Origin of the sequence: Klebsiella sp. X1-16S-Nf21 (assembly GCF_002837615.1) — a bacterium.
In the GTDB taxonomy this organism is placed as follows: Bacteria; Pseudomonadota; Gammaproteobacteria; order Enterobacterales; family Enterobacteriaceae; genus Klebsiella; species Klebsiella variicola.
Genome location: NZ_PJDK01000034.1, coordinates 1 through 26138, shown reverse-complemented (window position 1 = coordinate 26138; position 26138 = coordinate 1). Strand labels below are relative to the sequence as shown.

The 26138-nt window shown below is 57.6% G+C and carries 20 protein-coding genes and 2 pseudogenes; 9 read left to right on the top strand and 13 right to left on the bottom strand.

The genetic code is table 11. The annotated features are described in order from the left end of the window. Positions 1–36: 36 nt before the first annotated feature. From CW267_RS16380 to CW267_RS16345, 8 genes are all read right to left on the bottom strand, one after another. On the bottom strand, positions 37–291 hold the full coding sequence (locus tag CW267_RS16380) for a DUF3343 domain-containing protein (RefSeq protein ID WP_012969018.1): 255 nt from the start codon (positions 289–291) through the stop codon (positions 37–39). Next, on the bottom strand, positions 288–1055 hold the full coding sequence (gene yjiL / locus CW267_RS16375) for a putative 2-hydroxyacyl-CoA dehydratase activator YjiL (RefSeq protein WP_023322018.1): 768 nt from the start codon (positions 1053–1055) through the stop codon (positions 288–290). The genes CW267_RS16380 and yjiL overlap by 4 nt, the downstream gene beginning before the upstream one ends. 9 nt (positions 1056–1064) lie before the next feature. Continuing rightward, positions 1065–2216, bottom strand: a complete 1152-nt coding sequence (locus CW267_RS16370; RefSeq protein WP_086070412.1) for a double-cubane-cluster-containing anaerobic reductase — start codon at positions 2214–2216, stop codon at positions 1065–1067. A 97-nt stretch (positions 2217–2313) separates the two neighbouring features. Beyond that, a complete protein-coding gene (locus CW267_RS16365) occupies positions 2314–2553 on the bottom strand; it encodes a DUF2164 domain-containing protein (protein ID WP_008807589.1) in 240 nt (79 codons plus the stop codon). Between the two features lie 25 nt (positions 2554–2578). Then, the gene (mdtM, locus tag CW267_RS16360) at positions 2579–3826 is read right to left on the bottom strand and encodes a multidrug efflux MFS transporter MdtM (protein ID WP_012969015.1); all 1248 of its coding nucleotides are present in this window, start codon (positions 3824–3826) and stop codon (positions 2579–2581) included. Between the two features lie 53 nt (positions 3827–3879). After that, positions 3880–5172 carry a DUF445 domain-containing protein gene (locus CW267_RS16355; RefSeq protein ID WP_100781587.1) on the bottom strand — a complete coding sequence of 431 codons (1293 nt, stop codon included), beginning with the start codon at positions 5170–5172 and terminating at the stop codon, positions 3880–3882. After that, positions 5165–5827, bottom strand: coding sequence for a LysE family translocator (locus tag CW267_RS16350; protein WP_008807586.1), 663 nt, complete (start codon positions 5825–5827; stop codon positions 5165–5167). Before CW267_RS16350 ends, CW267_RS16355 begins: the two co-directional genes overlap by 8 nt. 47 nt (positions 5828–5874) lie before the next feature. Next, on the bottom strand, positions 5875–6690 hold the full coding sequence (locus CW267_RS16345; RefSeq protein ID WP_060619701.1) for an AraC family transcriptional regulator: 816 nt from the start codon (positions 6688–6690) through the stop codon (positions 5875–5877). A 217-nt stretch (positions 6691–6907) separates the two neighbouring features. Between CW267_RS16345 and CW267_RS16340 the strand changes: the two are divergent. Together CW267_RS16340 and CW267_RS16335 are read left to right on the top strand one after the other, a co-directional pair. After that, positions 6908–7835: pseudogene (locus CW267_RS16340) on the top strand (Rpn family recombination-promoting nuclease/putative transposase). 158 nt (positions 7836–7993) lie between these two features. Next, complete coding sequence (locus CW267_RS16335) at positions 7994–9364, top strand: NAD-dependent succinate-semialdehyde dehydrogenase (RefSeq protein WP_049010702.1); 1371 nt, start codon at positions 7994–7996, stop codon at positions 9362–9364. Between the two features lie 49 nt (positions 9365–9413). Here the strand turns inward: CW267_RS16335 and CW267_RS16330 are convergent, their stop codons facing one another. The 5 genes from CW267_RS16330 to CW267_RS16310 all read right to left on the bottom strand — a co-directional run bounded on the left by CW267_RS16330 (position 9414) and on the right by CW267_RS16310 (position 14105). Next, positions 9414–9734, bottom strand: a complete 321-nt coding sequence (locus CW267_RS16330) for a hypothetical protein (RefSeq protein WP_016160232.1) — start codon at positions 9732–9734, stop codon at positions 9414–9416. Then, positions 9734–10279 (bottom strand): YfaZ family outer membrane protein, encoded by a 546-nt coding sequence (locus CW267_RS16325; RefSeq protein ID WP_008807582.1) that lies wholly within the window; start codon positions 10277–10279, stop codon positions 9734–9736. Before CW267_RS16325 ends, CW267_RS16330 begins: the two co-directional genes overlap by 1 nt. Positions 10280–10672: 393 nt before the next feature. Then, positions 10673–11629, bottom strand: a complete 957-nt coding sequence (gene yjiA / locus CW267_RS16320) for a GTPase (RefSeq protein WP_022065037.1) — start codon at positions 11627–11629, stop codon at positions 10673–10675. Between the two features lie 11 nt (positions 11630–11640). Then, entirely contained in the window at positions 11641–11844 is a 204-nt protein-coding gene (locus tag CW267_RS16315) for a YbdD/YjiX family protein (RefSeq protein ID WP_002887451.1), read from the bottom strand. 110 nt (positions 11845–11954) lie between these two features. Next, complete coding sequence (locus tag CW267_RS16310) at positions 11955–14105, bottom strand: carbon starvation CstA family protein (protein ID WP_008807580.1); 2151 nt, start codon at positions 14103–14105, stop codon at positions 11955–11957. Between the two features lie 540 nt (positions 14106–14645). Here CW267_RS16310 and CW267_RS16305 point away from each other — a divergent pair. The 7 genes and pseudogenes from CW267_RS16305 to CW267_RS16275 all read left to right on the top strand — a co-directional run. Beyond that, positions 14646–16328 carry a ShlB/FhaC/HecB family hemolysin secretion/activation protein gene (locus tag CW267_RS16305; protein WP_100781586.1) on the top strand — a complete coding sequence of 561 codons (1683 nt, stop codon included), beginning with the start codon at positions 14646–14648 and terminating at the stop codon, positions 16326–16328. A 133-nt stretch (positions 16329–16461) separates the two neighbouring features. Further along, positions 16462–24324: a hemagglutinin repeat-containing protein gene (locus CW267_RS16300; RefSeq protein WP_413773655.1), complete on the top strand. Its 7863-nt coding sequence runs from the start codon at positions 16462–16464 to the stop codon at positions 24322–24324. Next, a complete protein-coding gene (locus CW267_RS16295) occupies positions 24317–24535 on the top strand; it encodes a hypothetical protein (RefSeq protein WP_012969007.1) in 219 nt (72 codons plus the stop codon). Before CW267_RS16300 ends, CW267_RS16295 begins: the two co-directional genes overlap by 8 nt. A gap of 81 nt (positions 24536–24616) precedes the next feature. Then, on the top strand, positions 24617–24862 hold the full coding sequence (locus CW267_RS16290) for a hypothetical protein (RefSeq protein ID WP_012969006.1): 246 nt from the start codon (positions 24617–24619) through the stop codon (positions 24860–24862). A gap of 21 nt (positions 24863–24883) precedes the next feature. Further along, positions 24884–25231: a hypothetical protein gene (locus CW267_RS31350; RefSeq protein ID WP_227521863.1), complete on the top strand. Its 348-nt coding sequence runs from the start codon at positions 24884–24886 to the stop codon at positions 25229–25231. Next, positions 25189–25500 (top strand): hypothetical protein, encoded by a 312-nt coding sequence (locus CW267_RS31345; protein ID WP_227521862.1) that lies wholly within the window; start codon positions 25189–25191, stop codon positions 25498–25500. Before CW267_RS31350 ends, CW267_RS31345 begins: the two co-directional genes overlap by 43 nt. 370 nt (positions 25501–25870) lie before the next feature. Beyond that, positions 25871–26138 (top strand): annotated as a pseudogene (locus CW267_RS16275) (hypothetical protein); the annotation flags it as partial.

The following is a 26138-nucleotide window of genomic DNA, read 5'->3' as shown; positions in this document are numbered from 1 at the left end:
CGGGGAATAACGGCAAGATCGCATCGGATGGTAAACTCACGCCGGTCGCGGAAAGTTCGCCAACAGGTGATAGTCAGTTCCGGCGACGCGAAACAGGGCTGCCGTTTCGCCGGGTATAACCCATCGTTGCTCATCGCCAGGCATGCAGCTCAGGTAAATGCACAGCCCGCAGCCGCTGCGCAGCTGGCGCGGAATATCCTTCACCTCGAAGGTCATTCCCGCCGCCTGCAGGGCTTTGCGCATCCGCACCACCCCCACCGTGGAATGAAATAAAAACAGGAAGGTTGTCATCCGCGCCTCCGCTGGCGCTGGCCGATCAGCGCCGCGCCGATCGCCCCGGCAAACTGGGCGTCGGGATGGGTTGTCACCGCCATGCCGACATGGCTTTCCAGCATCCGGGCAAAGGTGGCGCAGTGGCTGACGCCGCCGGTAAACAGCAGTGGCCCCTGCGCCGATAAGCGGCCAATAAAGTTCGCGCTGCGCCGGGCCATGGCGTTAATCACCCCGGCCAGAATCGCCTCCGGCGCGACGCCGGCCGACCGCAGGCTAATGACCTCCGATTCGGCAAACACCGTGCACATGCTGGTAATCGCATGCGGCTCGACGTCTGCAGTGATGCTGTCGAGTTGTTCGACGCTGGCGCCAAGCGTCCGTGAAATGACGTCCAGAAAGCGGCCGGTGCCGGCGGCGCATTTATCATTCATCAGGAAGTCGCTGAGATTGCCCTCGGCGTCCAGCTGGATGACTTTGCTGTCCTGGCCGCCGATGTCAATCACCGTGCGGGTGTCCGGCGCCAGCAGGCGAGCGCCGAGGCCGTGACAAGAGATCTCCGTCACCTGCTTATCGGCAAAATCCACCAGCTGGCGACCATAGCCGGTGAGGGTTAAAAAAGGCGTCTCCGTGAGGCCAGCGCGTAGCGTTTCCCAGGCCTTATGGATGGCGTCGGCGGGGCGAAAGGGAGTGGGGCAGAGGAAGCGGCGTACAATGACGCCGTCCGCCAGCAGGATGCCTTTTGTGGCGGTGGAGCCGGAATCAATGCCAACCGTATAGTTCACGCGAGCTCCTTACAACATTTCGATAAAGGCGGCGACGCGGGTGCTGAGCTGGCCGAGGTCCGCCGTCGAATAGTCGGTTTCTATCGCCATATAAGGAAGGTCGTGCTGCTTGCGCAGATGGCGTTTAATCGCCAGCGATTCCACGGCATAGGTATGGCAGGCCTGCAAAATGACGTCGATCACCCCGTCGGCCTGATACTCCTCCACCATCTGGCTCAGCAGCTGCAGACGCTGGTCGTTGGGGGAGATACAGGAGCAGCCGATGGCGAGATATTTATCGGTTAAGGCGTCGTAGACGTCGCCCTCTTCCGCCACGCAGCGCTCGGTGGCTTTCGCGCCGGTGCAGTTTTCATAGCCGACCACCCAGCCGCCGTTTTCCTCGATGGCGCGGACCACTTTTTCCGCCGCGCCGCCGATCGGGCAGCCGGTGATCAGGATCCGCGGACGAGGTTCCAGCCGTTTACCCTGCCGCCACTCCTGATGGATGCGGTCCGCCATGGCATGCAGTTCATCAATCAGGGCGGTTTTGTCGAAACGGAAGGTGGCGCCATACACCACTTTCAGGATGTCGCCGCCGCTGAGCGCCGGCGGATTGAGTTGCCCGAGACGATAAAAGTGGGCCAGCGCCCGGCGCTCGCGATTTTTCAACACGATGGCTTCGCGCAGCGCCGCTTCGCTAATCGGCGTGCCAAACCGGGCCTCAATCACCTGCTGCAGGCGCAGGATCTCCGTTTTCCACAGTGCGCGGGAAGCGGCATCGCTGGCGCTGTTCGGCAACTGCATGACGTGGACCGCCTTGAACTCGGCCATGTACTCATACATTTTCTTTTTGCCGTCGCAGGTGGTTTCCCCAACCACCAGGTCAGAGAAATAGAAGTACGGGCATTTATCGGTTTTGCCGAAGCCATAGCTGCTTTTGATCAGCGGGCAGAGGTTGCGCGGCAGATCTTTTTCCGCTTCCTCGATGGTTTCATCGGAGGTGGAGCACAGTGAAACGACAATGGCGCCCGCCGCCATGGCGATCTCCTGAGGCATAAAGGTGCAGTAGGTGCCCACCAGCGGCATGTTCTGCTCTTTAAGATCCATGACGGTGAGAAAGCCCTTCTGGCGAGCTTCTGAGAACTGGTCAAAAATGGCGGGTAGATCGGTGATAAGCGACATGATTTTCCTTCCCCGTACACGGGAGATGCTGAAAGAGTCGCCATTATAGCCCTGTTGTTTGTGAGCTTTTATTGATCTCCTGCGTCTGCGCGCGGCGTTAATAGACCTTCTTCAAATCCATCTCTTCCTGGATCCGCTCGCTCCACGCCAGATGGGTGCGGATAGCCTCTTCGATACCGGCGTTGTAAAACAGCGGCCCCAGCTCTTTGGCGATAAAGTCGACAAAAAACTCGGCGTCAAACTGCTCCAGCTCGAGGTTGAAGGTCTCTTCGCAGTACTTGCTGAGCTTGTCGCGCAGCAGGTCGCGCTGTGCCGGGCTGAGTTCAATGTCGTTCATGATGGAGCTTTCTCCGTAAAAGGGCTCACGACTGCCGGGCTTCGATCACCGCTTGCCCACACTGGCGCTGATGGCGTAACAGTCCGGCCAGGCAGCAGGCGGCGACGATCCCGGCGGCCACCGCCAACAGGTGGAAAGGGAGTCTGCCGCCATGGAACCACAGCCAGCGCGCGCCTTCAATCGATAACGCGCTGACGCTGAGGATCACGATATTCAGCGAGGCGGAGACCGTGCCTTTCGGCAGGTCGTTGGAAAAGAGGGTAAAGCGAAACAGCGTCGGGAAAATCAGCCCGATGCCGAAGGCGTAGAAGCAGGTGCCGAGCACTGACCACAGCCAGACGTGCGGCCATATCAGATTCCCAACGATCAGGATGGCCAGGCCGAGCATCTGTATCGGGACCGCGCTGAGCACAAAGCGCGGGCGGGTGGGATCTTTTACCCAGCGCGCCACCGACAGATTAGCGATGATGACGGCGCTAAAGACTGGTACCTGGCTCCAGGCGAACTCGCTGGTGGTCAGCCCGCCGGCGTCCATTAAAATCACTGGCGATACCGCCACCCAGCTCATCAGCGGAATATAGCTCAGAGACAGCGTGGCGGCGCCGAGTAAAAAGATGCGGTTACGAAAGACGGCGCGGAAATCGCGCAGCACGCCGGGCAGGCTGAATGGCACATCGCCGCGGCGCACCGTCTCCGGCATGGTCAACAGCAGGCCGAGCCAGGCCACCAGCCCCATGGCGGCGATGATGCCGAACAGCGCTTTCCAGTGGATGAAATGCATCAGCGCCGCGCCGGAGAGCGGGCCGACGATCGGCGCCACCAGCACGACGGAGGTGATCACCGCCATCAGCCTGATCGATCTTTTTTCCTCAAAGGCCTCCTGCACGGTGACGTAGCCGACGGTGGCGATAAAGCAGATGCTGGTGCCCTGCACGAAGCGGGCAATCAGGAACTGGGTCATGGAGGTGGTGAACAACGTCGCCAGGCACGCGAGGGTGAAAATCAGCGCGCCGGTGAGCAGTACCGGACGCCGTCCGATCCGGTCAGAGAGCGGCCCCAACAGCCATTGCAGCGCCATGCCGCCGGCCATATACAGGCTCACCGAGGCAGGAGCCAGCGCCACATCGGCATTGAAATCCCGCACCACGTGGAGGATCCCCGGCTGGATCAGGTCGGTAGTAAGATAGGCTGAAAAATCATACAGAATGAGCGCCGCCGGGAAGAACAGCGCGGCGGCGTGGCGGGTCAGCCAGTGGGAAATCCGGTGCATCATTTCTCCCTCCCTGTGGAATATTTATCAGCGCTATTGTTCGGATAGTATCATTGCTAACCAATATGCAGATGCAGCAGCGAGGGGATCTGCGAGAACAGCCACAACATCAGGCCGATGGTCCCCCCCACCAGGGTGCCGTTGATGCGGATAAACTGCAGATCTTTACCGATATTGAGCTCGATCTGCCGCGACATATCGCGGGCGTCCCAGCTCTTCACCGTGTCGCTGATATGGCGGGTGAGGAAGGCGGCGAACTCCGGCGCCACCCGGTGCGCCGCCTGTTCCAGGTGTTCGTTAAGCGATTCGCGCAGGGCGTCGTCGCGGAGTAAGGTTTCACCGAACCACTGGCCAGCCTCGGCGATGTGCTGCTTAATACGTGAGTCATCGCTGCTGATATCGTTTTTTACCCAGCTGCGCAGGTCGCCCCACACTTCACCGAGATAGCGGTTAAAGGTCTCATCATTTTTCAGATATGCTTTGATGTTCTCGGCCTTCTGCGCCATGAGCGGGTCGGATTTCAGGTTGTCGATAAGCTTCTGCACCGCGTGGTCGAAGGCCTGGCGGATCTGGTGGGTACGGTCATGGCTCACCTCGTCCAGCAGGGTATTCACCGCATCGGTGACCATCTCGGCGCTGTGCTCGCCGAGCCACTCGGTGGGTAACAGTTTGGCCTTCAGCGGGTGCTCGGTCTCCAGCCAGCGCACGATGCCGCGGGCGATAAAGGCGCGGGAGTTGTCCCGCTGCAGCAGGGCGATAAGCTGGCTTATCAGCGAATCCAGCAGCTTCTGGTGGCGATTGTCGCGGGTCATTCCCTCCAGCATCATGGCGCTGGTCTGCGTCAGGTCGACTTTATCGATCGCCTTATGTACCGCGCGGCGCAGCAGGCGCTGAATGCGCGCGTCGTCGGTCAGTTCAAGAAAACCGCTCATCACCTGCAGCAGATGCTGGCCGACCCGCCGGGCATTCTCCGGCTGGCTGAACCAGTTGCCGAGCATCAGGGCTGGCTCATAGCGGCGGATCAACGCGACCAGCGACGGGGTATCGAGGAACTTCTCCTCGACAAAGCGGCCAAGATTATCGGCGATGCGGTCTTTGTTACGCGGGATAATCGCCGTATGTCGGGCGACAAAGGGCAGCGGAATACGACGAAACAACGCGACCACCGCAAACCAGTCGGCCAGCGCCCCGACCATCGCCGCTTCGGAAATGGCCTTTAGCGCGCTGACCCACGGCGTCGGCGGCAGCAGCAGGGTGGTGATAAATAGCGCGGCGGCGATCAGCAGCAGCGACAGCGCCAGCAGTTTGGCGCGTTTGAGTTCAGCGAGTTTTTCCATAAACTTAAGCATATAACCTGACGGCGAGGTCGTGCAAAAATCGCCAGATAATCCACAGACCGAAGATCATCAGGACCGCCCCTGCCGCCCGCTCGACTCGCCAGACGATGGCGCCCAGGCGGCGCTGTACCTGCGGCAGCGCAATCGCACTCACCAGCAGTAAATCCCAGAAGAACACCACGCTGACCATCCACAACCCGCTCACCGTTTGCTGCAGCAGGGTGACCGCCGGCCCGAGCAGGGAAGTCATCAGCGCCAGATAAAACAGAGCGTTTTTGGGGTTGAGCAGCGATGACCCCAGCCCGAGCAGCAGCTGCCTGCCGAACCCCGGACGCGATGCGCGAATGCTCTCCACCGCCAGCGTCGCGGGACGGCTGCGTATCAGCAGGCTGCCAACCCACAGTAAATAGCCCGCCCCCAACAGCTCAATGAGCAAAAACAGCAGCGGCGCCTGGCGCAGAAGCCCCCAGCCGACGATGGCGAGAACAATATACAGCGCATTGCCGGCGGCGATGCCGAGACACAATCCGATGCTGCCGCGGATCCGGTAGCGCACGGCGTAGCCGACCAGCAGAAAAAAATCAGGGCCCGGGCTGAGCAGAGCGACAAAGTGAGACAGGGCTAGCGCCGGGAAGGCGGCGGGAAAGAGCGTCGATAAGGTATGCATAGTGGCCTCGATAATGGTACTGAGGCCACCCTAAGCGAAGTGCCGTATTACTTATTGTCGGATATTGATCTGCTGTGCGCATATTGCCGCGGCGTGGCGGCGGTATAGCTGACAAAGGTTTTATGGAAATGGCTCTGATCGGCAAAGCCAGCCTGATAGCCGACATCGGCAATAGGGTCCCCGGCGCGTAAACGCGTTTTCGCATATTCGATGCGCGCCATGTTGATCAAACTGGCGGGTGTCAGGCCGGTATCCTGTTTCACGGCGCGGATAACGGTCTCTTTACGAAGCGCGCTGTCGTGGGCCAGCTTATCCAGCGACGGCGGCGCTGGCAGATCTGTCGCCAGGCGCTGAAACAGCAGGGCGCTGGCGTGATGTGGCGCCTGCGGCGCGGCGGCGCACAGCGGCAGCGCGTGCAGGAGTTGCGCCAGCCGGGCGGGCAGTTGTTCAAGGCTCCCGCGGCTCATCAGGGCGACAACCTGCTGGAAACAGGCAAAGAGAGGGCTGTCGCGCAACAGTGGCTGCGGCGAGGCGATACTGGCGCCAGGGGGAATATCCGGGCGCTGCGCGTGGCACCATGCCGCCTCCAGGTACAGCATATGATAGCTGCGCGGCCTGTCATGCAGCGGATTACAGCTATGCGACGCGTGCGGGGGGATCACGATCAGATCCCCGGGCTGCAGGAGATATTCCTCACCATTGCACAGGCAGCGCGTTTCCCCCTCGATAATCGCCCCCACCGAGAGCTGCGGGTGGCTGTGGCGTTTGTAGGCCTGGCGGCTGCGCCAGGTGCTGCGCAGCTCCAGCCACGGTAGACGATCGTCTCGCCAGAAGGTTTGGGGGATATCTCGGGTATGGTTCACCGCATCGACCTTTGCTGAGGAGGGAGAGGTCGTTTATAGCATGCTGCGCGGAGGCTGTCGCCCGCCTGGATTTGCGTACCGCCTCGAAAAAGGATGTCGCGCTTGCAGTCCGGGGAAATCTATTTTCGTGGCGGTGCGTAAAGGTTGTATTGCCCGGGTGTCAGAGACATTCCGAGCGCGTAGAGTCCCTGCAGGATAAGCAGGCAGGGATGAGCCGATGGCAAAGGGCACCACCTCGACGCCGCATGATGCGGTGTTTAAACAGTTTCTCACTCAGGCCGACACCGCGCGTGATTTCCTGGCGATCCACTTACCGCCTGCGCTGCGACCTCGATACCTTACAGCTGGAATCGGCAAGCTTTATCGAGGAGAGCCTGCGGGCCTGGTACTCCGATGTGCTGTGGTCACTCAAAACCGCGTCTGGCGAGGGCTACATTTATGTGGTTATCGAACATCAGAGCTCGCCGGACGCGCAGATGGCTTTTCGCCTGATGCGCTACGCCATCGCCGCGATGCAGCGCCATCTTGATGGCGGTCATACCAGACTGCCGCTGGTGGTGCCGATGCTGTTCTATCACGGAGCGACCACGCCATACCCGTGGTCGCTCAACTGGCTGGACTGTTTTGCCGATCCGCAGCTGGCGAGGGCGCTTTATATCTCGCCCTTTCCGCTGGTGGATGTCACGGTGATCCCCGACGATGAGATCGTTCGCCACCGGCGCGTGGCATTACTCGAGCTGATACAGAAGCATATTCGCCAGCGCGATTTAATGGGCATTGTTGAGCAACTGACGACGATTTTACTTAGCGGGGACGCTAATGACAGACAGCTAAAAACGCTGTTTAATTATCTGCTGCAGACTGGCAACGCGCGCCGCTTTGGCCGGTTTATCCACGAAGTGGCGCAACGGGTTCCTCAGCACAGGGAGAGATTGATGACCATCGCCGAAAGATTACAGGAAGTGGGCCGCAGAAAAGGCAAACGGGAAGGCCGGCAAGAAGGATGGCAACAAGGCAGACAAGAAGGACAGCATGCCGAGGCGCTGCGCATTGCACAGAGGATGCTGGACGACGGTATTGCCCGCGAGACGGTAGTGAAAATCACTGGCCTGGCCGCCGACGAGATCGCCGCGCTGGAACATTGATAACGCCGGGGCGGCCTGAAGGTAGCCCCGGTTAGCCTTTTTATGGAATATTCCGGATATACCTAACTTTACCCGCATCGCCAGCCATCTCGACTACCCTTAATATCCTTGACGGCATTTTTGACTGCCTTAATAGCGATAACAAGGAGACATGCGATATGGCCTATCAGACGGTGAATCCTGCGAATAATCAGCTTATTAAAACGTACCCGGCGCACAGCGACGCGGACGTGGAGGCGGCGCTGCAGCAGGCGGATGCGCTCTACCATTCAGCCTGGGCAAAAGGCGATATTGAACCGCGGCTGGCGGTACTGCATAAGCTGGCTGATCTGATCGACAGCCGGGCGGAGGAACTGGCAAAAATCGCCAGCCAGGAGATGGGGAAACTCATTAAGCAGAGCCGCGGCGAAGTGAAACTTTGCGCGCAGATCGCCCGCTATTATGCCGATAACGCCAAATCGTTGCTGGCGCCGGTGAAATATCCCTCCGAACTCGGCGACGCCTGGGTTGAGCATCATCCCATCGGCGTCTTAATGGCGGTGGAGCCGTGGAACTTCCCCTATTACCAGCTGATGCGCGTCCTGGCGCCAAACCTGGCGGCCGGCAACCCGGTTATCGCCAAACATGCCAGCATTGTGCCGCACTGCGCGGAGACCTTTGCCCATCTGGTGCGTGAGGCCGGCGCACCGGAGGGGGCGTGGACCAACCTGTTTATTTCCCAGGATCAGGTGGCGAAGATTATCGCCGACGATCGCGTGCAGGGCGCGGCGCTCACCGGGTCGGAGAAAGCCGGCAGCGTGGTGGCGGCGCAGGCGGCGAAGCATATTAAGAAATCGACGCTGGAACTGGGCGGTAACGATGTATTTGTGGTACTGGACGATGCCGACCTGGAACGCGCGGTGAAAATCGGCGTCCAGGCGCGGCTGAATAACGCCGGCCAGGTGTGTACCGCTGCCAAGCGTTTTATCCTGCACGAAAATATCGCTGAGTCGTTTCTGGCGAAATTTAGTGAGGCGTTTCGCCAGGTGAAAATCGGCGATCCGCTGGATGAAAGCACCACGCTGGGGCCGCTCTCTTCCAAAGATGCGCTGGACACCCTAAGCAAACAGGTGGACGAGGCGGTGAAAAATGGCGCTACGCTGCATCTGGGCGGCAAAGCGGTGGCACGAGAAGGCAATTTCTTTGAACCCACCATTTTGACCGGTATCACCCGTGACAACCCGGCGTACTTCGAAGAGTTCTTTGGCCCGGTGGCGCAGATCTACGTGGTGAAAAATGACGAGGAGGCAATCCAGCTGGCCAATGATTCCCACTATGGTCTGGGCGGCGCGGTCTTCAGTCAGGATATCGAACGCGCCAAACGGATGGCCTCCGCCATTGAAACCGGGATGGTTTATATCAACTGGCTTACCGATACCGCGCCGGAGCTGCCGTTTGGCGGCGTGAAGCGTTCCGGTTACGGACGGGAGCTCTCCGATCTCGGCATCAAAGAGTTTGTGAACCAGAAGCTGGTGGTGGTGCGCCGCTAAGCCCGGCCATAAAAAAACCTGCCATTCGGCAGGTTTTTTTATAATAGATTCATTGCACTTCGACTTTATCCCAGCCGCTTTTGAACATACAGCTGTCGACTAAGGTCTCCCGCTGATATTCATTCGCGTCTTCTACCGTATAGCTTGTTTCAACATCCTGTTTCTTATGTTTTTTGTCCGTTTTTTCTGAACTGGACCCGGTCACCACGTTATCCGGAGGGAGATCGACCAGGGCCTGCGCTTCACATTCGGTGAGCTTTTTATGCATTTCGGCATCGCTTAAACCCGGCTTCACCCAGGTATACTGAGTGCAGCCGGTCAGCAGCAACGCCAGGCTCAGCGCAGAGAGCGCGGCGAGACGTGGTTTCATCAGAAGGTGACTCCGCCGCCCACGTAGGCGCCATCAATCAGGGTGTGGTTTGGGCGACCCTCTTTGCCGTCAACGCTCACGTGACGGTAACCCACTTTCAACGTCACTGGACCAATCGGGGACCAGCTTACGCCGCCGTTCGCTTCGACATAGTTTTTTACGCTGTTGTTCAGGCCGTCCGGCGCGACATACCCTTCGCCAAACACGTGGATGCTGTCGGTCAGGGCCACGTTCACCCCGCCGCCGACCGGAAACGCGACGCCGTTATCGCCTTTTTTCGGCCCGAGGTAGATAGCTTTCGCGCCAGCGTTGAGCATAACCGGACCTACTTCCAGATTGTAACCCGCGCCAACGCCGCCGGTCTGGCTACCATCATCGGTATTCTTCAGCCAGTGGCTTTCGGCGTACAGGCCAGAAGAGGATTTACCCATTTCCATATTCAGATTGGTGAAGTTTTTACCTTGTTCAACGGTAAATCCCATCGCCATGGCGGAACCAGAGACCGCGGTCAGGGCAGCAACAATCAGGATGTTAAGCTTTTTCATGGTTTGCTCCTCGTCATTAAATTTGTCTGAGCGCACCTTAACAATCGATGTTTACCTCTGCAAATGTGACTTACGTCAATTTTTTATGCTGGGTTTGTCAGGGCGGTGTTTTGAAAATGTTGTAATGACGTTGGGTTACGGCGAGGTCAATCATCAAATTTGGTCTGTTTAGCCGCGGTTTAATGGGTGGGCTAAACAGAAACTGAACAGGGCGGGCATTAATTATTAAGGATCCTATTCATTTAGTTTCTTATTATTTCCAAAAGTGTTTCTGCTGTTACTTATTAAAACGTTGCTTTACATTTTTCGACGCGCTGCCGACGTTTGGTCCCTGTTTTTGGCGAGGTGTCAGAGAGAGGATGGTGCCTGCGCCTTGGGGCGCAGGCGGGCAGGTTAGCGTCGTAACCCGGCAAATGCGGCGCGAATTTCCTCTTCCGGCAGCTGAATGCCGATAAATACCAGCGTGCTGTGCGGCGTTTCATCGCCCCACGGGCGATCCCAGTCGGCGCTGTAGAGGCGCTGCACGCCCTGGAACAGCAGGCGATTTGGCTCGCCGTCGATCCACAGCATGCCTTTATAGCGCATCAGTTGCTCGGCGAAGGAGAGCAACAGGTTCTCCATTACCCGTGAAACTTCACTGATATCCACCGGATAGTCGAGCTCGACCACAATCGACGAGACGTCGTTCTGCTTTTCTGCAACAAAATGAAAACGCGGTGTGGCGCTGACAACCTTTTCTTCCAGCATAAAGCCGCTGGTGTTAAACAGCTGGTTTAGATCGATATCGCCGTGAATGACGGTATAAACCGGCGCCCGCGCATTGATGCGCGCCAGCCGTTCGCGCAGCTTCTCGGTGTCGCCGGCAACATCGGTTTTGGTTAGCAAAATGCGGTCCGCATAGCCGACCTGCGACTGGGCGATGGTGAACTGATCCATCTGCTGGTCGGCATGGACGGCATCCACCAGGGCGATCACGCCGTCCAGCAGATAGCGCTCGCAGAGCACCTCATGGGAGAAAAAGGTCTGGATAATCGGCCCCGGGTCGGCCATGCCGGTGCACTCAATCACCAGCCGGTCAAACTCGATTTCGCCGCGATCGCGACTGTCGAGGAGATCGAGCAGGGCGTCTTCCAGTTCGTTGGAGCGCGTACAGCAGATACAGCCGTTGGTCAGGGTTTTGATCTGCGTGGCGCGGTCGCCGATCAGCTGATCGTCAACGGAGACTTCGCCAAATTCATTTTCAATCACGGCGATTTTGAAACCGTGCTGCTCATTCAGGATATGGCGCAGGAGGGTGGTTTTTCCTGCGCCGAGAAAACCGGTGAGTAGGGTGACTGCAATCGGTGCCATTATTGCCTCCATTAACAGCAGCGTACGCCGCCTTTGCCGTCTCCGCCGTAGCGGGCCTGCTGGCGTTCGCGGAAGAATTCTTCATAAGTCATGTAGGGCTGATCCGGATGGTTGGTTTGCATATGCGTGACGTAGTTGTCGTAATCCGGAATGCCAATCAGCATTTTTGCCGCCTGACCGAGATATTTTTTTGCCTGACCTAAGTTACCAAACATTGTAAGTTCCAGATAACGAATAAAGCCGGATGGCGGCTAGCGCCTTATCCGGCCTACGTTGATGCACTTTTCTGTAGGCCGGATACGCGTAGCACTATCCGGCATCAGGGTTAATGATGTGACGAGGTCTTCACGCCGCCTTCCGGTACCGGCACGTACGGGGTCTCTTTGTCGGTACGCACCTTATTGTTGCGCACGTTGAGCCAGGTTTTGATGCCGTAGAAGATGATGCTGTACACCACCACCAGGAACAGGATACTCAGCCCGGCGTTGGTGTAGTTGTTGACCACGATATGATTCATGTTGGCAATCTGCTGCGCGGTCAGCTCGCCGCCGGCGGCAATCTTCTCTTTATACTGCTGAGCCATAAAGAAGAAGCCTTCCATCTGCGGATTGCTGCTGAACAGCTTCAGACCCAGCGCCCAGGTGGTGCACAGCAGCAGCCACGCTGCCGGGATAACGGTGACCCAGATATATTTGGTGCGCTGCATTTTGACCAGCACCACGGTGCCAAGCACCAGCGCCACGGCGGCCAGCATCTGGTTAGAGATACCGAACAGCGGCCACAGGCTCTTCACACCGCCCAGCGGGTCGACCACGCCCTGATACAGCAGGTAGCCCCACAGCCCGACGCAGCCCGCGGTACCGATAATCCCGGCGACCAGCGAGTCGGTTTTTTTCAGGAACGGCACGAAGTTACCCAACAGATCCTGCAGCATAAAGCGGCCTGCGCGGGTACCGGCATCCAGCGCGGTGAGGATAAACAGCGCTTCAAACAGGATACCAAAGTGGTACCAGAAGCCCATATCCGCCATCGGGATGATTTTATGGAACACATGGGCGATACCGACGGCCAGCGTCGGCGCGCCGCCGGCGCGGTTCAGTACCGAAGGTTCGCCGATATCTTTCGCCGTCTGCAGGATCTGCTCAGGGGAGATCACGAAGCCCCAGGAGCTGACGGTCGCCGCCGCATGGACGGTCACTTCTTTCAGCTGCGCGGCGATCATCGCCGCGTTTTCACCGCCCATTTCATGCAGGTTCGGCATGACGATGCCAAGGCCCGCTGGCGGGGTGTTCATCGCGAAGTAGAGACCCGGTTCGATAATCGAGGCGGCGACCAGCGCCATGATGGCGACGAACGACTCCATCAGCATCGCACCGTAGCCGATAAAGCGGGCATCGGTTTCGTTGGCCAGCAGCTTCGGCGTGGTGCCGGAGGCGATCAGCGCGTGGAAGCCGGAGACCGCGCCGCAGGCGATGGTGATAAACAGGAACGGGAACAGCGCGCCTTTCCACAGCGGGCCGGTACCATCAATGTACTGGGTCACCGCCGGCATTTTCAGGTCCGGGTTGAGGATAACGATCCCCAGCGCCAGGCCGACGATCACGCCGATTTTCAGGAAGGTGGCCAGATAGTCACGCGGCGCCAGAATCAGCCATACCGGCAGCAGCGCGGAGATAAACGCGTAGCCAATCAGGGTAAAGGTGATGGTGGTGTCTTTAAAGGTCAGCGCCGGGCCCCAGTATGGGTCGTGGGCAATGATGCCGCCAAACCAGATGGACGCCACCAGCAGCACGATACCGATAACCGAGACTTCACCCACGCGGCCAGGGCGCAGGAAGCGCATGTAGATCCCCATAAACAGGGCAATAGGTACCGTCGAGCAGACGGTAAAGACGCCCCACGGGCTTTCCGCCAGCGCTTTCACCACGATGAGCGCCAGCACCGCGAGGATGATGATCATAATCAGGAAGCAGCCGAACAGCGCGATAGAGCCCGGAACCGGCCCCATTTCCTGCTTGATCATCTCGCCCAGCGAGGCGCCGTTACGCCGTGAGGAGATAAACAGCACCATGAAGTCCTGTACCGCGCCCGCCAGCACCACGCCGGCCAGCAGCCACAGGGTGCCCGGCAGATAGCCCATCTGCGCGGCCAGTACCGGGCCAACCAGCGGGCCGGCGCCGGCAATGGCGGCGAAGTGGTGGCCAAACAGCACGTAGCGGTTGGTCGGCACATAGTTCAGGCCATCGTTATTAATGACCGCCGGCGTCGAGCGCGTTGGGTCAAGCTTCATCACCTTCTGCGCGATGTACAGGCTGTAATAACGGTAGGCGACGAGGTACACAGAAACCGAGGCGACGACGATCCACAGGGCACTGACGTGCTCACCGCGGCGCAACGCGACGACTGAGAGGCAAAATGCCCCGATGATTCCGAGTATCACCCAGGGTATGTGCTTGAATAGTTTTTTGGTATCCATAGTAAAACCTGGCGTTAATTAGATGAATAATTGGCCGAAGCCGTCTGGTTTTAAGTAAGGGTTGATGGAGGTATTGATTAGCTAGGCTGCCTTCGATCTTGCCAGAACAGCGCGCGCGTAAAGTTGGGTAAATCGGTGAGTGGTTGTATGGAAGGTTAAGCGGTCGCTAGCTGAAATAAGCGGTTGGCCATCAAGTGAACAAGAGATAATTATGTGATTGAGATCACGGCATATTTCAGCCCAGTGCGATGGGGGAGCGGCAGAATCTAAAAAGAGGTCGCGCTAATGCTCTCAGTGTGAATCGATATTAATTCATAATCTCATATTCTTATTTCATGATGATTTCATATTGTCTTTGGCAGAACTTAGCGGTGATTCATCCATATCATTAGAATGGAGTAATGATCGCGTTTATAATTTTAAGCAATAATTTTTGAAGTGGCTTGAATAATATGTGTTGATATTGATATGGGTTTGGTTGTATTAAATGCCACGCTTCGCTTTTTATTACTCGACATGGAACGTTGTGACTTAACTATAATGAATAAATGGAATTTCGTTCATAAAGTTTTAATTATCTGTATATTGCCTGCCTGGGCATGGGCTGCGCCTGTGGATACCGTACGTGAGCAGCAGTTCATCAACCAGCAGCAGCGCCAGCAGGCGCTGGAAAACCAGCTCGCGCCGCCGTCACCGGATATTCATTTATCAGCGGAAGAAATAAATACCGATGATGGTTTATTTCCCGTGGAACAACCTTGCTTTGCTATTTCTCAGGTTATTTTGCAGGGCGCTGAAGCCTTATCGCATTGGCTTCCGCTCCAGCGCCAGACAAATAAAGCAATTGGGCGTTGTCTGGGAGGGAAGGGCATTAATCTACTGATGGCCCAGTTGCAGAATATATTAATCGATCGCGGTTATATCACCAGCCGGATCCTTGCCCCGCAGCAGGACTTAAAAAGCGGTGTTTTGCGCCTGGTGGTGATGCCGGGTTATATCCGTGAAGCCAGGCTTACGGAGGACAGCGATGATTATCTGTGGCTGGCGAGCGCGTTTCCGGCGACTGACGGGAAACTACTGGACCTGCGCGATATTGAACAGGGGCTGGAAAACTTGCAGCGCCTGCCGACGGTACAGGCCAGCATGGAAATTGTTCCGGGCGAAACGCCTGGGCAAAGCGATATTGTTATTAACCGCCGACAGGAACGCTTCTGGCGCGTCGACGCCTCGCTCGATGATTCCGGCTCTAATGCCACCGGCCGCTATCAGGGTAACCTGACGCTATCCCTGGATAACCTGTTAGCCTTAAGCGACCTTTTTTACCTTTCCGGCTCACATAACCTCGATGGCAATGGCGGTAAATCCTCAAAGAACCTGACCGGCCACTATTCGATTCCGCTGGGTTACTGGCAGCTCGGATTAACCGCCAGCCAGTATGATTACATGCAAACCGTGGCGGGGGCCAACGGCGATTACCAGTACAGCGGTAAAAGCAAGAACGTTGATTTCCAGATGAGCCGCGTACTGCACCGGAGCGGTAGTCAGAAGACCACTCTTAGCGCCGATGTGTTAGCCCGCGAGCAGCGCAACTTCATTAACGACACCGAGATTGCCGTTCAGCGGCGGCAGACGGCGGCCTGGAAGCTTGGTCTGCAGCATCGCCATTACCTGGGCAACGCCACTCTCGATGTCGGAGTGAGCTATCAGCGCGGTACCCGCTGGTTTGGCGCTCAGCCCGCGCCGGAAGAGCAATGGGGGGAAGCAACCGCCCTCAGCAAAATCCTGCAATTCAATGCTCAGCTCAATTTGCCTTTTGCCCTGGGCGGGCAAAATTTTCGCTTTACCAGTCGCTATCAGCGGCAGATGAGCAGCACGCCGCTGACTTCGCCGGATATGTTTTCCATCGGCAACCGTTGGACGGTTCGCGGCTTTGACGGCGAGCGCGCCCTGACCGCCAGTCACGGCTGGTACATACGTAACGATATCGCCTGGTCGACCCCGTTACCGGGGCAAGAGTTTTATCTGGGGGCGGATTACGGCGAAGTCGGCGGCGCGGGCAGTGAAACGCTGGTGGGCAAACACCTCGCCGGGGGCGTGGCAGGGCTGCGCGGCCAGTACCACCGCGCCAGCTACGACCTGTTCGCCGGTATCCCTTTAGCCAAACCCGATGGCTTTAAAACCGATCCGGCAACTTTTGGTTTCAGCGTTAGCTGGAGCTACTGATTTTCACTTATGCGCCGTTTGGCGGCGCGTGCTGCGCACAGGGATGATTTTCCGCGCCGCGGTGGACAATGGATGACGAGTAACGGCAATGAATAAACGCTTTTATCGAATCGTATTTAATAAGACTCGCGGGATGCTGATGGTGGTGGCGGAAACGACCCGCTCTCATCGGGCGGGCGTGTCGCCGCAATCCGGCGCCGACGCGCGAACCGGGTCGATGCTGACCTCCACCCTGGCGCCGCTGGCCTTTAGCTTTCTGCTCGCTTTTTCCTGTCTTACCCCGGCTCAGGCGGCGATTGTCGCCGATAACCATGCGCCAGGCGGCCAGCAACCGCAGATCGCCAATAGCGCCAATGGCACGCCGCAGGTCAATATTCAGACACCGAGCGGCGCAGGCGTTTCACGCAACGTCTACAGCCAGTTTGACGTCGATGGGCGCGGCGTGGTGCTGAATAACAGCCGTGCCAACACTTCAACCCAACTGGCCGGGATGGTCGCCGGTAATCCGAATCTGGCGAAAGGGGAAGCCAGAGTGATCCTCAATGAGGTGAATACCCGCGATCCGAGCCGGCTGAATGGCTATATCGAGGTTGCCGGACAAAAAGCGCAGGTGGTTATCGCTAACCCTGCCGGAATTAGCTGCGATGGCTGCGGGTTCATCAATGCTAACCGCGCGACGCTGACGACAGGCCAGGTGCAGTACGGTAACGGGCAGATTAGCGGTTATGATGTTAATCGCGGCGAAATTCTCGTACAGGGCGGCGGCCTTGATGCGAGCTCGGTAGACAGCACCGACCTGCTCGCCCGCGCGGTGAAAATCAACGCCGGGGTTTGGGCGCAGGAGCTAAAGGTCACCGCAGGGCGTAATCAGATCGATGCGGCGCACAGCCGGACGACGGCAAAATCAGCCGACGGCAGTGCGCTGCCTGCGGTGGCGATAGACGTCAGCGCGCTGGGCGGGATGTACGCCCATAAAATTCGTCTTGTCGGTACCGAGCGCGGCGTAGGCGTTCACAATGCCGGCAATATCGGCGCGGCGGCGGGGGACGTAGCAATCAGCGCTGATGGCGCGCTCAGCAACCGCGGCGTGATTCAGTCCGCGCAGAATCTGCAACTGTCCGTTAAGGGCGATCTTCACAACCAGGGCCAGCTGTACGCCGGAAAAGATAGCGTGGTGACGGCCAGCGCGACGCTAACCAATGACGGCATGATTGCCGCACAAGGCGATACGCGGATTGCCGCCAACGCTTTGTGTAGCGCGCAAAACAGTACGCTCGCCGCCGGATTAAATAGCGATGGTTCTACCGCCAGCAGCGGCGCGCTGACGCTGAATAGCCAGAGCGCGCTGGCGCTGAATGGCCGCAATATGGCGGCAGGAACGCTGACGGCGCAGGGCAGGACGGTGGATCTTGATAACAGTCGAACCTCGGGGGCGCGGATCGTGGTCAGCGCCGCGACCGGGGATATCACCACCCGAGATGCGGTGGTGGTGGCCAGCGAAAAACTCCAGTTGGCCGCCAGCGGCAAACTCAACAACCACAGTGGCCTGTTGACGGCCAGCCAGCTTGAGCTGAAAGCAATGGCGCTGGATAACCAACAGGGCGTAATCCAGCAGACGGGCGAGGTCGATCTACGCCTTGATTTTCGCGCGGGGTTGGATAACCGCGGCGGTGAGATTGCCAGCAACAGCCATGCTTTGACGCTCAGAACCAGCCAGTTGTTCAATCAAAACGGAACGCTGCTGCATACCGGCAGCGGCAGCATATCTATTACCAGCGAAGGCGCGCTGGACAACGGCGAAGGCACTATTGCCGCTAACGGCAATATCGTTTTGTACTCCGATAACATTAATAATCGCAGCGGTAAAATCAGCACGACGCAGGGCAATGCTCAGCTCATTACCCGTCACGAGCTGGAAAATTCGCAAGGGAATATCGTTGCTGGCGGCAGCCTTTCTCTACAAATGGCCAGCCTTCGGAACCAGCAGGGGCAATTGATTGCGGCGCAGGGCGACCTGGCCATGAGCACTGAAGGAGGGCTGGATAACGGCGAAGGCGTTCTTGCCGCAAATGGCAATATTAAGCTTGACGCCGACAATCTGACCAACCATGGCGGAAAAATCAGCGCGGCGCAGGGCGACATTCAGCTCACTGCGCGCCATGGGGTGGATAACTCGCAGGGGAATATCATCGCCAGCGGCGACATCCAACTACAGGCTGAAAATCTTAATAATCATCACGGGCAGATAGGCACGGCGCAGCGGGGCAGCGTCAACCTGACGACGAGCGGTTTACTGGATAACCAGCAGGGCACAATTACCGCTTTTGATGCCCTGGGTATTCAGAGCGCCACCGTTGATAACCGGCAGGGAGAACTGCAGTCCGGCGGTAATCTCAACATCACCATTCACAACCGGGGGCTGGATAACCGGCAGGGGCAGATCGTCTCCGCCGCCGCTCTGGAAATAGCAGGCGTCAACCTGGCGCTGGCTAATACGGGCGGGACGTTACTTGCCGCGAGCAAACTTAGCCTCGATGCCGATTCCCTCAGCGGCGATGGCGAGGTGCTCTCTCAGGGCGATATGTCTCTCACGTTGCGTCAGGCGTTTCATAACGTCGGGAGGATCATCGCCAACGGCAACCTACAGTGGAATCTCTCCGGACTGGGGCTGATTAATCAGGGGGTTATCAGCGCCGGCCGGGCGCTCAATCTCTATGCGGCAAAGCTGGATAACCGTCAGGAAGGTGAAATCAGCGCTGGCGAGAACCATTTGACGGTCAACGGCGAGCTGGTCAATCGGGGGCTGATTGACGGTGGTTTAACCCATATTGTCGCCACGACGTTAACCAATATCGGCAGCGGGCGCCTGTACGGCGACGCCGTCGCGCTGCAGGCGGCAACGCTGACTAACGCCGCGGAGAACGGCGTGGCGGCGACGATTGCCGCACGGGCATCGCTGGCAATGGGCGTTGGCACGCTCAATAACCAGGATCACGCGCTGATCTACAGTGATGGTACGCTCGCCATTGGCGGCCAGCTTGCCGAAGACGGTTCGCTCAGCGGCCGGGCGGGAGTGTTTAATAACCACAGCGCAACGCTTGAGTCCGCCGGTGATATGGCGCTCGATATCCAACAAATCAATAACTACAACGACCATCTGGTGACGAAAGATGTGATGGTCGAGCAGTCATGGCGCCATGAAGCGGCGCTGAAAGGATCGGTACAGCGCTTCGACTGGTCGCTGGTCGATACCAGTTATAAAAACAAATACGGCGTTCACGACGCCATCATGCCGGACGGTAGCCGCGGCGATGAGTTCTATGAATACCAGTACCAGCGTACCGTTGTGGAAATGCAGGTGGTGGAAAGCGATCCTGGCAAAATCCTCTCCGGCGGCCGACTCATCATCAACAGCGATAAGCTGAATAACTACGATAGCCAGATTATCGCCGGAGGAGCGCTCGGTGGCGTGATTGGCGAACTAAACAACGTCGCCACGACCGGCAAACGGGTGACCACCGACGTCGGCACCCAGACCCGTTGGTATGAGAAAAAGACCAGCCGCCCGTTTGGCGGCACCAAAACCAGCCAGGGGAAAAAAAGCAGCGAATATGAACCGACGCCGACGGTTCAGACCATCGATTTGCAAACCATGAAGTGGCAGGGCAATACCCAAATTGATGGCCATAGCGATGTGATTAATCCGCGCGATCGCGCCGATGAAACAGGCGAAATACCCGCCGGACGACTGGTGGAAGTGACGCCGGTTAACGCTGACGGAACGGTTATTCGCGTCATCACGCCGGATACCCGGCTTCCTGTCAGCAGTCTGTATCAGATCGACCCGCAGGCTAAAGCAGGCTATCTGGTGGAAACCGATCCGCGTTTTACCAACGGTAAAGCGTGGCTCGCCAGCGACTACATGCAAAATCAGCTGGGCGTTGATCAGGCGATGAAGCGGCTTGGCGACGGCTATTACGAACAGCGGCTGGTGCGTGAGCAGATCGTTAAGCTGAGCGGCGGGCGCTACCTGCAGGGCTACAGTAACGATGAAGAGCAGTACCGGGCGCTGATGGACGCGGGCGTCGCCTTCGCCAAACAGTACAACCTGACGGTCGGGGTGGCGCTGACGCCAGCGCAGATGGCGCTGTTGACCAGCGATATGGTCTGGCTGGTCGCCAGAGAGGTCACGCTAACGGATGGCTCCGTGCAGCAGGTGCTGGTGCCGCAGGTTTACGCGTGGGTTAAAGCGGGCGATCTCGATGGCAGCGGCGCGTTGCTCGGCGGTGAAAACGTGGCGTTCAGCGTGAGCCGTGATGTGATCAACAGCGGGCACATCCACAGCCGCGGCGTGACGCAGCTAACCGCGGAAAACATTCATAATAGCGGCTATATCGGCGGCAACCAGCTCACGCTAAACGCGCGTACTGATATCAACAATATTGGCGGAACGCTGCAGGGCGGCGATAGCCTGATCGCGCAAGCCGGGCGTGATATCAACAGCGCCAGCACCCTCGGCGGCGGCCCGGGTAACATCAGCCTCGATCGGCCCGCGGGGATTTATGTCCAGAATGAAAACGGCCAGCTGGGGCTGCAGGCGTTACATAACATTAATCTGACGGCAAGCATGGTGAGTAACAGCGCGGCGGGCAGCCAGACGCAGATTATCGCTGGCAACGATCTCAACCTGCAGACGCTCGCCACCACCCATAGCGAAAGCGGAAACTGGGGGAAAGGCAACGATCGTTCCTTGACCCAGCGTAGCGATATCGGCACGCAAATTAACGGCGGCGCGGTGGCGCTGTCCGCCGGCCACGATATGAATGCCCGCGCCGCCAGCGTGACGGCGACCAGCAGCCTGACGGTTGCCGCCGGCAATGATATTAACCTCAGCAGCGGCGAGTCCTCATGGCACCTGACGGAAAACAGTCATCAAAGCAGCAGCGGCCTGCTGGCTCGCCGTTCGCTCACCACTCACGATGAAGTGTGGGCGCAGAACGCCATCGGCAGCAATTTTAGCGGTGACAGTATTGTGATGCAGGCCGGGCGCGACCTGCTGGTGTCCGGCAGCAGTGTTGCCGGCACCCAGGACGTTAACCTTGCGGCGGGGCGTAACCTGACCATCACCACCGCCGAGGAGCGTCGCCAGGAAAACCATCTACGTAAAGAGAAACATAGCGGCTTTTCCGGCACCGGCGGCGTCGGCTTCAGCGTCGGCAGTTCGTCGCTGAAAGCCACCGATGTAACGACGGCGCTGAGTAGCGCCGCCAGTACCGTCGGAAGCTCACAGGGCAACCTGAGCCTGAGCGCCGGTAATGTATTGACGGTTCAGGGATCTGACCTGGTGGCCGGCAACAATATGGCGTTGACCGGTAAAACCGTGAATATTCTGGCAGCGGAAAACCAGAGCACCCAGACCCATACCGTGGAGCAGAAAACCAGCGGCCTGACGCTGGCGTTATCCGGGATGGTGGGCAGCGCCATTAACACCGCGGTTTTCAGCGCCAACCAGGCCAGCACCGAGAGCAATGGCCGTCTCGCCGCGCTGAGCGGGCTGCAGTCGGCATTATCGGGCGTACAGGCGTATCAGGCATCGCAGATGCAGACTGCGGATTCCAGTCCGGAGAGCATGATAGGGGTCAACCTCTCCTGGGGTAGCCAGTCCTCGAAATCCACTCAGCGACAAACGCAGAACACCAGCCGCGGCAGCAGCCTGATGGCCGGCAACAATCTCAGCATTATCGCCACGGAGACGGATATCAACGTTGAGGGCAGCCAGCTGCAGGCCGGCGGCAGCGCGTTGCTCAATGCCGCGCGCGATGTGAATTTATTCTCTGCGGAGAACGCCAGCACCCTGAGCGGTAAAAACGAGAGCCATGGGAGTTCGTTTGGCGTCGGTATTAACTTCGGTCAGGGCGCGAACGGGCTGACGGTCAGCGCCAGCGCCAACGCCGGGAAGGGCCACGAGAAGGGCAACAGCCTGACGCATAACGAAACGACCCTCAGCGCCGGTGAGCGGGTGACTATCGTCAGCGGTCGCGATACGACGCTGACCGGCGCGCAGGTGAGTGGCCATCAGGTGACAATGGACGTCGGGCGTAACCTGACGCTGACCAGCGAGCAGGACAGCGATAACTACGATTCGAAGCAGCGTAGCGGCAGTGCGGGGGCGAGCGGCAGCATGGGCGGCGGTTCGGGTTCTCTTAACCTGAGCCAGAGCAAAATGCACAGCACCTGGGCGTCGGTGGAGGCGCAGACGGGGATTTTTGCCGGCGAGGGCGGTTTTGATGTGAAGGTGGGCGGGCATACGCAGCTGAACGGCAGCGTGCTGGCGAGCACGGCGGCGGCGGAGCTGAACCGGCTGGATACCGGGACGCTGGGTTTCCGGGATATTAAAAACTATGCCGAGTACAGCGTGGAGCAGCAGAGCGAGGGAGTGAGCACGAGCGGTAGCGTGGCGGGGCAGTTCCTCGGGAATGCGGCCAGTGGACTGCTGATGGGGGCGAACGGCAGCGGCAGCGACAGTTCGCTGACGCGGGCGGCGGTGAGCGAGGGCAGTATCGTTATCCGCGACAGCGCGAATCAGCAGCAGGACGTGACGGGGTTAAGCCGGGATGCGGCGCATGCGAACCAGACGCTGAGCCCGATATTTGATAAGGAGAAAGAGCAGAACCGGCTGGCGACGGCGCAGAAGATAGGTGAAATCGGGCGCCAGGTGAGTGATGTGCTGGTGACGCAGGGCAAGCTGAACGCGCAGGCGGCGCAGAGCGACCCGGCGGCGCGGGCAGCGGCGCGGGCGAAGCTGGTAGCGGGAGGGAATGGCAGTCCGAGCGAGGAGCAAATCAACGCGCAGGTGAGCCGAACGGCGACGGCGGACTACGATACGGGCGGAAAGTACCAGAAGGTGGCGCAGGCGGTAACGGCGGCGATGCAGGGTCTGGCGGGGGGCGACCTGGCGCAGGCGGCGAGTGGCGCAGTGAGCCCGTATGTGGCGGAAATCATTCACAGCCAGACGACGGACAGCGCGACGGGCAAGGTGAATGTGGAAGCCAATGCGATGGCGCACGCGGTGTGGGGAGCGATAGCGGCGGCATCGGGAAATAACAGCGCGCTGGCGGGAGCGGCAGGCGCAGTGAGTGGCGAGCTGCTGGGGCGCTGGATAGCGGCGGAATATTATCCGGGTGTTAAGACAGAAGAGCTGTCGGATGAGCAGAAGTCGACGATAAGCGCGCTGAGTACGCTGGCGGCGGGACTGATGGGGGGGCTTAGCGGAGGCAGCAGCGCGGATGCGGTGACGGGTGCACAGGCCGGGAAGAATGCGGTGGAGAATAACTTACTGAGCGGCAGTGAAGATGCGCAGGCGGCATGGTTGCGCCAGCACGGCATCGATATGGCGAGTTGTTCCGATAACCCAGGCGGGTCGGCATGTCAGAAAGCGATAAATGAGCGTAATGCGGTAGGACTTGCGCTGGCATCGGGTAGTGTGGCCCTGTTACCAGGTGGTGCTCAGGCAATGTGGGGACTGGGAGCAAGTGCAAATGCCGGTATCAGTTATCTGGCAGATGGCACGATAGATCCGGCAAATGCGACTATTGCTGGCTGGGTAAACGTGCTCAGTATGGGGAATGGTCTGGCAGGTACGGTAGGCTGGAATGCCGCAGGTGGTGCGCTGGGCAACTGGATAGATGACAAAGATCCACTGTCTGGTGCGCTTATCAATGGTGCCGGTTCGGGTATTGGCTATGGCATTGGTAAAGGACTCTCATGGGGTGTTAATGCCGGGGCAAACTGGTGGAAAGGAGGCTGGGATCCGAAGTTTAACGCTGAATTGAGGCAGTTTACTGAAATTAAGGGGGATTTTGGTATTTCGAAGGAAATGACTCCGAGCCGCGTTCCTGGGGCTTTTGGTGATTTTGGTGGTTCATTCTTCTCGGAAATAACAGGTAAAGGTATAGAGAAGCGCGCGGATTCTATGGGGGAGAGAAAAAATGATTAATGTTCTCTTTTTTATCTTCTCTGTGGTGGCGGGGATTCTCATGGCCGAACTGGCTTATGTGTCCTTACTTATTGTTGATTATGTCATACAGGGTAGCTTCAGTTTTTCTTCCTCTGAAGCTCTGCATAATCTGAAAGTAGGTTTTGGTGGTGGCTGCATTATTGGTGCAGGGATCGTTTTATGTCGTCTTTTTAAGATTAAAGGATTTTAGTGGAGAATAATGCGCTGAGTCTGCAACCGTTTCTGGTCTTTCCAATTATGCTACGAGTGATAAAAATGGGGAGGAAGAGAAATGATGAAAGTACCAACATGGCAATTAGTATTGTTATTTTTTTATTCCTGTACAGCTGTTCCCGCCACTATGTTCATGCTGAGTCTGGTATTTCAGTGGATCCTTGTACCTGGATTTGATGTTGATTTCTTTGGCTATGAACAAGTGTATGTTGCTCTCAAAATGGCAGTTATAGGTTTTTTTGTCGGGATATGTCTATGGCTTTCCTATTACTTGTCTTATAGAAAGCGAATGTTAAATAAGTAAGCTGTTGTTGAGAATAACCTGATGGGTGGGAACGAATGGGGCCAGGGTGAGAAAGCCAGAGAGCATGGCGCAGATGTTCTCTCATGCGCAGATAACCCGTCTGGTGAAGCCTGCCAGCGAGGAATTGCTGAGAATAAAGCTTATGCAGGTGCGTTGGCTTCAGCGGGGCTAATCTATCTGCCGGGAGGAATGCAGATTACTGGCGCGATAGGCGGAACGGCAAATGCAGGTATTCAGTATGCGATTAATGGAACGGTTAATCCAACTGATGTATTAATCGCGACTTATGTTGGAGCATTTACTGCAAATACGGGAGTCTGGGTACTGTGGGCTGGAATGCGGCAGGTGGTGCAACATCCAGCTATCTGAACGGTGATGATCCATTTAAAGGTGGCGTAATAAGTGGTGCCGCTTCGGGTATCGGTTATGGAATAGGTAAAGTTGCCAAAATTTCATTAGATAAATGGGTTAATCCTGCATGGAAAAATTACGAGTGGATTGATATGGGGATGGGGGTAAGTAAACCAATGCAGTTGAGCTCATTACCCGGTATATCTGGTAACAGTGGTGCAGCGTTAGCTACTGAGATGGGAAGTCAGGGCGGCTCTAAACTCATTGATATATTGAACGAGGATTAATGTGAATATATACAATGAATTAAAAGTTTTTTCCATGATCGTAGGCCTCCACACATTGGTTATCTCTTTGTGTGCACTAGTTTTACAGTTTGTATTTATAGCCTATGTTTTTTTCTTGACAGGGACATGGGATGTTAATTTTATGCGAGCGCTATTATTTATTAAAGCTGGTGCCTTCGGTGGGTTTATTGCAGGTTTTGGTGTTTGGTTAATGTATTACTTTATTCCCAAGTTTAGGTAATACAGATCACTCTTCCCCAAAATTCTCCTGCGTATTTGCTCTGGGGTATGAAGATTAGCAGTTCAGACATAGCATAAGCGAGCCCGGCCATCGCGGCGGGATCGTTTTATCAGACCTTATCCACAGCCCGTTCCTGAAGGCACCCTCGTCATCTGCGATATGGCGAGTCAGCAGCAGGACGTGACGGGGTTAAGCCGGGATGCGGCGCATGCGAACCAGACGCTGAGTCCGATATTTGATCAGGAGAAAGAGCAAAACCGTCTGGCGACGGCGCAGAAGACAGGTGAAATCGGGCGCCAGGTGAGTGATGTGCTGGTGACGCAGGGCAAGCTGAACGCGCAGGCGGCGCAGAGCGACCCGGCGGCGCGGGCAGCGGCGCGGGCGAAGCTGGTAGCGG

Coding starts and splice junctions, on each gene's coding strand:
- CW267_RS16380 (WP_012969018.1), bottom strand. CDS start 291: ATGACAACCTTCCTGTTTTTATTTCATTCCACGGTGGGGGTGGTGCGG.
- CW267_RS16370 (WP_086070412.1), bottom strand. CDS start 2,216: ATGTCGCTTATCACCGATCTACCCGCCATTTTTGACCAGTTCTCAGAA.
- CW267_RS16365 (WP_008807589.1), bottom strand. CDS start 2,553: ATGAACGACATTGAACTCAGCCCGGCACAGCGCGACCTGCTGCGCGAC.
- mdtM (WP_012969015.1), bottom strand. CDS start 3,826: ATGATGCACCGGATTTCCCACTGGCTGACCCGCCACGCCGCCGCGCTG.
- CW267_RS16355 (WP_100781587.1), bottom strand. CDS start 5,172: ATGCTTAAGTTTATGGAAAAACTCGCTGAACTCAAACGCGCCAAACTG.
- CW267_RS16350 (WP_008807586.1), bottom strand. CDS start 5,827: ATGCATACCTTATCGACGCTCTTTCCCGCCGCCTTCCCGGCGCTAGCC.
- CW267_RS16335 (WP_049010702.1), top strand. CDS start 7,994: ATGGCCTATCAGACGGTGAATCCTGCGAATAATCAGCTTATTAAAACG.
- CW267_RS16330 (WP_016160232.1), bottom strand. CDS start 9,734: ATGAAACCACGTCTCGCCGCGCTCTCTGCGCTGAGCCTGGCGTTGCTG.
- CW267_RS16325 (WP_008807582.1), bottom strand. CDS start 10,279: ATGAAAAAGCTTAACATCCTGATTGTTGCTGCCCTGACCGCGGTCTCT.
- yjiA (WP_022065037.1), bottom strand. CDS start 11,629: ATGGCACCGATTGCAGTCACCCTACTCACCGGTTTTCTCGGCGCAGGA.
- CW267_RS16315 (WP_002887451.1), bottom strand. CDS start 11,844: ATGTTTGGTAACTTAGGTCAGGCAAAAAAATATCTCGGTCAGGCGGCA.
- CW267_RS16310 (WP_008807580.1), bottom strand. CDS start 14,105: ATGGATACCAAAAAACTATTCAAGCACATACCCTGGGTGATACTCGGA.
- CW267_RS16305 (WP_100781586.1), top strand. CDS start 14,646: ATGAATAAATGGAATTTCGTTCATAAAGTTTTAATTATCTGTATATTG.
- CW267_RS16300 (WP_413773655.1), top strand. CDS start 16,462: ATGCTGATGGTGGTGGCGGAAACGACCCGCTCTCATCGGGCGGGCGTG.
- CW267_RS16295 (WP_012969007.1), top strand. CDS start 24,317: ATGATTAATGTTCTCTTTTTTATCTTCTCTGTGGTGGCGGGGATTCTC.
- CW267_RS16290 (WP_012969006.1), top strand. CDS start 24,617: ATGATGAAAGTACCAACATGGCAATTAGTATTGTTATTTTTTTATTCC.
- CW267_RS31350 (WP_227521863.1), top strand. CDS start 24,884: ATGGGTGGGAACGAATGGGGCCAGGGTGAGAAAGCCAGAGAGCATGGC.